The sequence below is a fragment of the Petrachloros mirabilis genome (genome assembly GCF_975968855.1).
The window spans coordinates 1-7,700 of sequence record NZ_CDLUDY010000268.1; the positions used below are offsets into that span (position 1 = coordinate 1).

6 protein-coding genes are annotated in these 7,700 nt (G+C 57.0%); all 6 read left to right on the forward strand.

Features of this window, described 5'->3' with window-relative positions:
• The coding region (locus ACWVCN_RS11465; protein WP_455245866.1) for a UDP-N-acetylmuramoyl-L-alanyl-D-glutamate--2,6-diaminopimelate ligase at window positions 1-1,544 on the forward strand (1,544 nt) is incomplete at its 5' end.
• A complete protein-coding gene (locus tag ACWVCN_RS11470) occupies window positions 1,541-3,040 on the forward strand; it encodes a UDP-N-acetylmuramoyl-tripeptide--D-alanyl-D-alanine ligase (protein ID WP_455245868.1) in 1,500 nt (499 codons plus the stop codon). The genes ACWVCN_RS11465 and ACWVCN_RS11470, both read left to right, overlap by 4 nt.
• Window positions 3,041-3,072: 32 nt before the next feature.
• Entirely contained in the window at window positions 3,073-4,149 is a 1,077-nt protein-coding gene (gene mraY, locus ACWVCN_RS11475; protein WP_455245869.1) for a phospho-N-acetylmuramoyl-pentapeptide-transferase, read from the forward strand.
• A complete protein-coding gene (murD, locus tag ACWVCN_RS11480) occupies window positions 4,146-5,564 on the forward strand; it encodes a UDP-N-acetylmuramoyl-L-alanine--D-glutamate ligase (protein ID WP_455245871.1) in 1,419 nt (472 codons plus the stop codon). Before mraY ends, murD begins: the two co-directional genes overlap by 4 nt.
• Window positions 5,565-5,596: 32 nt before the next feature.
• The gene (gene ftsW / locus ACWVCN_RS11485; RefSeq protein ID WP_455245872.1) at window positions 5,597-6,790 is read left to right on the forward strand and encodes a putative lipid II flippase FtsW; all 1,194 of its coding nucleotides are present in this window, start codon (window positions 5,597-5,599) and stop codon (window positions 6,788-6,790) included.
• Window positions 6,790-7,700 (forward strand): UDP-N-acetylglucosamine--N-acetylmuramyl-(pentapeptide) pyrophosphoryl-undecaprenol N-acetylglucosamine transferase (locus ACWVCN_RS11490; RefSeq protein WP_455245873.1); only part of this gene is annotated, 911 nt, incomplete at its 3' end. The genes ftsW and ACWVCN_RS11490, both read left to right, overlap by 1 nt.

The following is a 7,700-nucleotide window of genomic DNA, read 5'->3' on the forward strand; positions in this document are numbered from 1 at the left end:
ATGGTTGGACGAGAGTAAGTGCGGGCATGAAAGAGCGGGCTCCTACGGTCGCGCAACTGATTCCGGCCCTCAACGGACAGGTCAATGTAGTTGAGCAGCGCGGCTCCATGGATCGCATGGTAACGGCGATCGCGGATGATTCTCGTGCGGTAATGCCGGGCAGTCTTTTTGTCGCCGTCAAAGGGGAGCACGTAGACGGCCATCAGTTTGTGCCGCAGGCGATAAAGGCCGGAGCTGTCGCAGTGATGGCCCAGGAGTCTGTAGAGACTGGCTCCATTCCCCTGGTTCTGGTGGCTGATTCGCGAAAGGCATTGGGGCTGATCGGCGGTCGTTTCTACGGCGATCCCTCGTCGCATCTCGCCATGGTCGGTGTGACCGGCACGAACGGAAAAACAACCACGACGTATCTGTGTAAGGCGTTGCTTGAAGGTCTCGGCAAGAAAGTCGGACTGATCGGAACCGTGGCCTATCAGATTGGATCGGAAATGCTCCCCGCATCTCACACGACGCCGGGAGCGTTGGAGTTGCAAGGATTGCTGGCCAGAATGATTCAAACAGGTTTGACCAGTGTCGTGATGGAAGTGTCGTCCCATGCTCTGGCGATGGATCGTACAGCTGGGTGCGAGTTCGATGCCGCGGTATTTACGAACTTGACGCAGGACCATCTCGACTACCACCAGACGATGGAACAGTACTTTCAGGCAAAGCTTCGTCTTTTTACGGGGCTCGGTCGCGGGGAAAAGCGTGGTCAGCGGGCAATCATCAATATGGATGATCCTAAAGGGAATCAGATCGTCCAGGCTTGTTCAGTTCCGGTCTGGGGCTATGCGGTCAACAGCCGTGCGGATTTGAAGGCGGAGCAGGTTCGTTTAACCATGAGCGGAACGACTTTCACTGCAGCCACTCCTGCCGGGACTTTTGGCGTCGAAAGCCGTTTGGTGGGCGAACACAATGTCTATAATTTATTGGGGGCGATCGGTGTCGCACTCCATGCCGGGGCGACGTGTGATCAGATTCGAGAGTCCGTGTCGCGAGTGAGCAATGTGCCGGGGCGTTTCGAATCAGTGGCAGCCGGGCAGGATTTCATGGTTGTCGTGGACTATGCGCATACGGAGGATGCGTTGGTGCGCTTGCTCACTGCGGCCCAGGCGATTAAGGCGCAGCGCATCATCACGGTGTTTGGTTGTGGAGGTGATCGTGACAGGGGCAAGCGTCCAAAAATGGGACGGGCCGCCGTCCTCTTCAGCGACGTCGTCGTTCTTACCTCCGACAATCCTCGAACCGAAGATCCGATGGCGATTCTCCGAGAAGTCGAGGTCGGCGTGCGCGAGGCCCTGCATCAACGGAGTCACGTTGAATACCAGCTTGTGCCTGATCGTCGGGAAGCGATCGGTATAGCTGTACAGTTGGCAAGAAAAGGAGACATCGTACTGATTGCCGGCAAAGGCCACGAGGATTATCAGATCATCGGCACAAAGAAGATACATTTCGACGATCGCGAAATAGCGCGTGAAGCGATCCAGAAGTTGAGGAATTGCGCGTGACTGGGCAATTCGCGCCAAAAGTGGAACAGCGAGAGGCATCGATGGCGCTTTTTACAGTTGAGGAATTGCGTGAAGTTATCAGTGTCAAAGTCTTGGCGGGTGATCCTTCGCCCTCGGCGAAACGGCGGTTCAGGCACATCAGCACCGATTCGCGTTCGATCAGAAAAGGCGATCTCTTCGTCGCGCTCCAGGGAGAACGGTTCGATGGCCACGATTTCGTTCCGACGGTGCTCGCGCAGGGTGCAGCCGGTGCCATCGTGCATGACGAATATCGCTTGCCGCAAGGTAAGGGTGCGAGAGCCTTGACAGGAGAGCGCACTGAGCCTTTTCTCTTCGGCGTTCGCGACCCTCTTTTCGCCTATCAACAGCTTGCCACGCATCACCGGAGCCGCTTCGACATTCCGGTTGTCGCCGTCACCGGAAGCAATGGCAAGACGACGACCAAGGAGATGGTGGCGAGCGTGCTAGGGCAGCGCTGGCGCACATTAAAAACTGAAGGGAATTTAAATAACCGTATCGGTGTTCCCCATACACTCTTTCGATTGACCGCCCGCTATGAGGCAGCCGTCATAGAAATGGGTGTCGACCAACAGGGGCAGACGACGCGGCTGTGTGAGATCGTCCGGCCGACGATCGGCGTCATCACGAACATTGGTCCGGATCATCTGGAGTTTTTTGGCAGCATGGAAGGATCGGCTCAGGCCAAGGCCGAGTTGCTCGATCTCCTGCCGGCCGACGGTGCTGCAATCCTGAACGCCGATGATCCATATTTCGACTACCTCGCATCCAGAGCGCAATGCCGTGTCGTGTCATTCGGTTTATGTGATCGCGCCGACGTTCGTGCCGCTGACGTGCATTCCGATGCGAAGAGAGGAACCAGTTTCCGCCTGTTCCTGCCAGGCAAGAGCCGGCATACCCCAGTGTCGATTAAGGTGCACGGGTTGCACAATGTCACCAACGCGCTGGCTGCCGCCGCTGTAGGTTTTGCCTTGAGTCTTCCCGGCGCCACTGTTGCACAGGGGTTGGCAAGATTCCGCCCAGCAGCCATGCGGTCACAAATCGTTGCGCACCACGGAGTGCAAATCCTCAACGACTGTTACAACGCCAATCCTGCGTCGATGAAAGCTGCGCTTCAAGTGCTGGCAGAGTGGACTCCTTCGCGGGAGCGGGTGGCGGTGCTGGGCGACATGCTGGAGCTGGGCCGTGACACGCAGCAACTACACCGCGAGGTAGGCCACTTCCTTGCGACCTTGAACCTTTCGCGCCTTGTTACGTGCGGATCGTTGGGGCGTGAGATTGCGGAAGGAGCCAGGCGAAGCGGTATGTTGGATTCGTCAATCGTGGAGTTGCCCGATGCTTCGGCTGCCGCCGACTGGTTGCGCAAGACGGTTCGGCAGGGTGATGTGGTACTCGTGAAGGCCTCTCGAGGCATGAAGATGGAACAAATTGTGCGGGTCTTGACCGGCATGAGAGCGGTCATCAAGCAGGCGTCGTAGCGGGACGGGCGCAGTCGGCTCGGAAGGAGTGCATGCTCTATATCTGGCTCTATCCGTTACATACTGAATACGGGTTCCTCAACGTCTTCCGGTACCTCAGTTTCCGAATCATCTACGCGGCGGTGACGGCCTTTCTCATTGCCTTTGTATTGGCGCCGTGGTTGATCCGGAAGCTCCAGGAAATCAAGCTCGGGCAGCAAATCCGGGATGACGGTCCCAAGCGTCATTTGGCGAAGAGCGGAACCCCGACGATGGGGGGGATGCTCATTATCTTTGCAGTGATTCTTTCGACGATTCTGTGGGCGGACATTACTAAACCTTACGTCTGGCTCGTGATGCTGGCGACTCTGGGATTTGGGGCTATTGGATTTACGGACGATTATCTGAAATTCATCAAAGCGCAGTCCAAAGGCTTATCCGCGGCACAAAAATTTGCGGCGCAGGTCGGTTTGGCACTGGCGATCGCGGTCGTCCTTTATCTCATGCCCAGTTATTCAACAATACTCAATGTGCCGTTTTTCAAGAATGTCATGCCGGACCTCGGCTGGTTTTATGTCGTGTTCATCGTCCTCGTTATCGTAGGCAGTTCTAATGCCGTAAATTTGACGGATGGACTCGACGGACTTGCAATCGGTCCGGTCATGATCGCGGCATTGGCCTATACCATCGTCGCCTATGTGGCCGGCCATCGCATCATGTCCGATTACTTGTTGATCCCCCACATCGAAGGCGCGGGAGAGATCGCGATTTTTACCGCAGCAATATTGGGGTCGAGTCTGGGGTTTCTCTGGTTCAACACCTACCCGGCGACCGTCTTTATGGGAGATGTCGGATCGTTGCCGCTCGGTGCGGCGCTCGGCACGGTTGCGGTGATCAGCAAACATGAGCTGCTCCTTCTTCTTGTCGGGGGAGTGTTCGTGATCGAAGCCATTTCGGTGATCTTCCAGGTCGTCTCATTCAAGTCGCGTGGGAAGCGGATATTCCTGATGGCGCCGATCCACCATCACTTCGAGATGAAAGGCTGGGAGGAACCGAAGGTCGTCGTGCGTCTCTGGATCATCGCCATTTTGTTGGCACTCCTGAGCTTGAGCACGTTGAAGTTGCGATGACGGGCGCGACGGGAGTCGATAGGGTGGAATTGACTGGTGTGGCGGTGACGGTGCTTGGGCTCGCACGAAGCGGCGTTGCGGCATGTCATTTGCTGCAAGAGGCCGGCGCGCATGTCACGGTTGCAGATCGGAAGGAAGCCGAGGAATTGACGACAATGCTGAACAAGATCGATCGGACGCAAGTGCAAGTCAATGTCGGCTTGAGCTACGAGACGTCCCTTGATCGAGCCGATCTCGTGGTCATCAGCCCTGGCGTTCCCTATCGGATGGAGGCGCTTGAACGGGTCCGGCGCCGCGGTGTGAAGGTGATCAGTGAACTGGAGTTGGCTTCCCAGTTCGTGACGGCGCCGATGTTAGCCGTGACCGGAACAAACGGAAAGAGTACGACAGTGACAATGATTGGGAAGATGCTGGCTGAACAGGGCAAGCGCGCGTTCGTGGGGGGCAATCTCGGTACGGCGCTGAGCGAAGCTGCCTGGACAACCCTCCGAGCCCAAAAACAGGGCGCGCCCTGTCCATTCGAATATTTCGTGGTGGAAGTGTCGAGTTTTCAGCTGGAAACGATCGATCGATTTCATCCGTGGATCGCTTCGATCCTCAACGTCACGGTCGACCACCAGGATCGATATGACTCGATCGATGAATATGTGGCGGCCAAGCGGCGCATCTTCGAAAACCAGACGGCTGGGGATTATGCCTTGTTCAATCTTGACGACTCCCGAGTGGCGGAACTGCAACATAGTGTCTGCGCGAAACGTCTTGGGTTCAGCCGAACGCGAACGATCGGATCGGAAATGGATGGAGGCACTTTTCTTGACGGAGACAGGATTGTGACGACGGTGACCGGTGCGAAACAGGAGATCTGTCGTCGAAGCGAGATCCGCATGTTGGGGCACCATAATATCGATAACGTGATGGCCGCAGCCACTTATGCGGCTCTTTGGGGTTGTCCTGCAGAGGTGATTCGCCGCGTTGTGTCGACCTTCCCCGGACTCGAACATGCATTGGAATTGGTCAGGGAGCGTCGCGGTGTCCGCTTTGTAAACGACTCAAAGGGTACCAATGTAGATGCGACGTTGAAGGCGTTGGAAGGAATCGATCAGCCAATATGGCTGATTGCCGGCGGGCGTGACAAGGGCGGGGATTTTTCCAGGCTCACTGAAGCCGTACGCCAGAGGGTCAAACAGGTCATCTTGATTGGAGAGGCCGCGCCGATTCTCAAGAGGGCCTGGGCCGGAGCGGCGGCGATAAGTGAAACCACTTCCATGCGTGAAGCCGTCGAACTTGCAGCCCGCGGGGCCTCTTCCGGTGAGGTCGTCTTGATGTCGCCGGCTTGCGCCAGCTTCGACATGTTTCACGACTATCAGGACCGCGGGCGGCAATTCAAAGCAGCAGTTGCCGATCTAACGGAGTAACGTGCGAAGGCGAAGAGGAGTGGATCTAGGCGATGGCCTCTCGATCAGCAGGAACCCTGTCGTTGCCTTGGCCGACGCCCGGTCAACGGCAGCGCAAACAATGCGTGCCGACGGATCACACACTTCTGTTCGTGACACTTACGCTCGCTTTGGTCGGCCTGGTGATGGTCTTCAGCGCGAGCGCAGTTGTGGCTGGCAATCGGTTTCAGGATCCGCAGTTCTTTCTCAAGCGACAGATCGCGTGGTTGGGATTCGGCTTCCTGCTGATGCATCTGACGTCGCGTATCGACTACCAACTGTGGAAGAAGCTCACTATTCCTATTCTGCTGTGTACGATCATGCTCTTGGTTCTAGTTTTAGCGCCGTCTCTGGGCATTGCCGCCAAGGGTGCCAGGCGGTGGTTGCGCTTAGGGCCTATTTCAATACAGCCATCCGAGATGGTCAAGTTGGTGGCGGTGATTTATGTGGCTGCTTATCTGACCAAGAAGGCCGAGAAACTCACGCTCTTTCGCAGTGGGCTCGTGCCGGTATTGATCGTGATCGGAATCCTCAGCGGGCTGGTGCTGCTCGAACCGGATCTCGGGACGGTAGTGGTGATGGGGCTGGTTGCCGTTGGCATGCTCTTTCTCGGCGGCGCCAAGATTTCGCATCTCATGAGTTTGGGGCTCTGCGCTGTGCCGCTGGTCGCGTTTGCGGTCTTGAGTTCAAGTTATCGTCGTCAGCGGTTGATGACCTTTTTGGCTCCCTGGAAAGACCCGTCGGATGCCGGATTCCAAATCACACAGTCGTTCTTAGCCTTCGGCAGCGGCGGTCCGTTCGGTGTGGGGTTGGGAGAGGGCAAGCAGAAGCTTTACTTCCTTCCGGAGGCTCACACGGATTTTGTCTTGGCCTTAGTCGGAGAAGAGCTGGGACTTGCAGGGACTGCCACGGTCATTCTCCTGTTTGTCGTCTTTGTTTGGCGGGGATTCCAGATCGCAGCGCGTGCGCGGGTGCCATTCGGAAAACATCTCGGTATGGGGATTACCCTCCTGATCGGCCTTCAGGCATTGGTAAACGCTGCCGTCGTGACGGGACTACTGCCGACGAAAGGACTGACGTTGCCGTTCGTGAGCTACGGGGGTTCATCCCTTGTCGTCAGCTTCGTCGGCGTGGGGATGTTGCTCAGCATTTCCAGGGATCGGCAGGCCGGAGGATCAAAAGGCGCGCGTGGTGAGTCGGATCATTGATGACCATCGTCATTGCAGCGGGTGGAACGGGCGGTCACCTCTATCCGGCTGTAGCGTTGGCTCGCGAATTTCTCCGGCGCGACCCGACGACAAACGTCCTATTCGTCGGGACGTCACGCGGCCTCGAATCGAAGGTATTGGCTCACGAGGGCTTCGAATTAGCTTTGATTGGTGCCAAGCCGGTGATGGGGACAGGGCTGTTGGGTTTGGTGAGGGGGCTCGGTGCCATGCCGGTCAGTCTGTTGCAATGTTGGAGGATTGTTCGGCGTCGAGGGGCGAAGTTGGTTATCGGAGTCGGAGGCTATACCAGTCCGATGATGGTCCTGGCGGCAGCGTTGGCTGGAGTACCTCGCGTGATTTTGGAACCCAACGCGAATCCGGGGTTAGCCAACAAGGCGGTCGGTCCATTCGTGCAGCGTGTGTTCCTTGCGTTTGAATCGGCAGCGGCATCGTTTGATCGGGCGAAGGTTCGGGTTGTCGGGACGCCGATCCGCAGAGCGTTTTTAGAACGTCTCGCGCAAGAGTCTGGGATTTCGAAGAAGCCAGGCCGCCGGCATCTCTTGATCTTCGGTGGGAGCCAGGGGGCCAGGGCCATCAATAGCGCAGTGATTGAGGGATTACCGCCGGTGTTGAAACAGCATCCACAGTTCTCGGTCACGCATCAAACGGGAGAAGCGGACTACGCTCGGGTAACGGAGGCGTATAGACAAGCCGGCGTCACAGCGACAGTGACACCCTTCTTGTACGACATGCCTTCGGCAATCAACGAAGCGGATCTGGTGATCGCGAGGGCCGGAGCGATGACCGTTGCCGAACTGACGGCGTGTGGGAAGCCGGCGATTCTCATCCCGTTACCGACGGCAATTTATGACCATCAAACGAAAAATGCCAAGGTGATGGAGGCGGCTGG

What these genes read in the sequence shown, in the direction of transcription:
- ftsW (WP_455245872.1), top strand. Translation starts at nt 5,597, where the DNA reads ATGGCCTCTCGATCAGCAGGAACCCTGTCGTTGCCTTGGCCGACGCCC.
- murD (WP_455245871.1), top strand. Translation starts at nt 4,146, where the DNA reads ATGACGGGCGCGACGGGAGTCGATAGGGTGGAATTGACTGGTGTGGCG.
- mraY (WP_455245869.1), top strand. Translation starts at nt 3,073, where the DNA reads ATGCTCTATATCTGGCTCTATCCGTTACATACTGAATACGGGTTCCTC.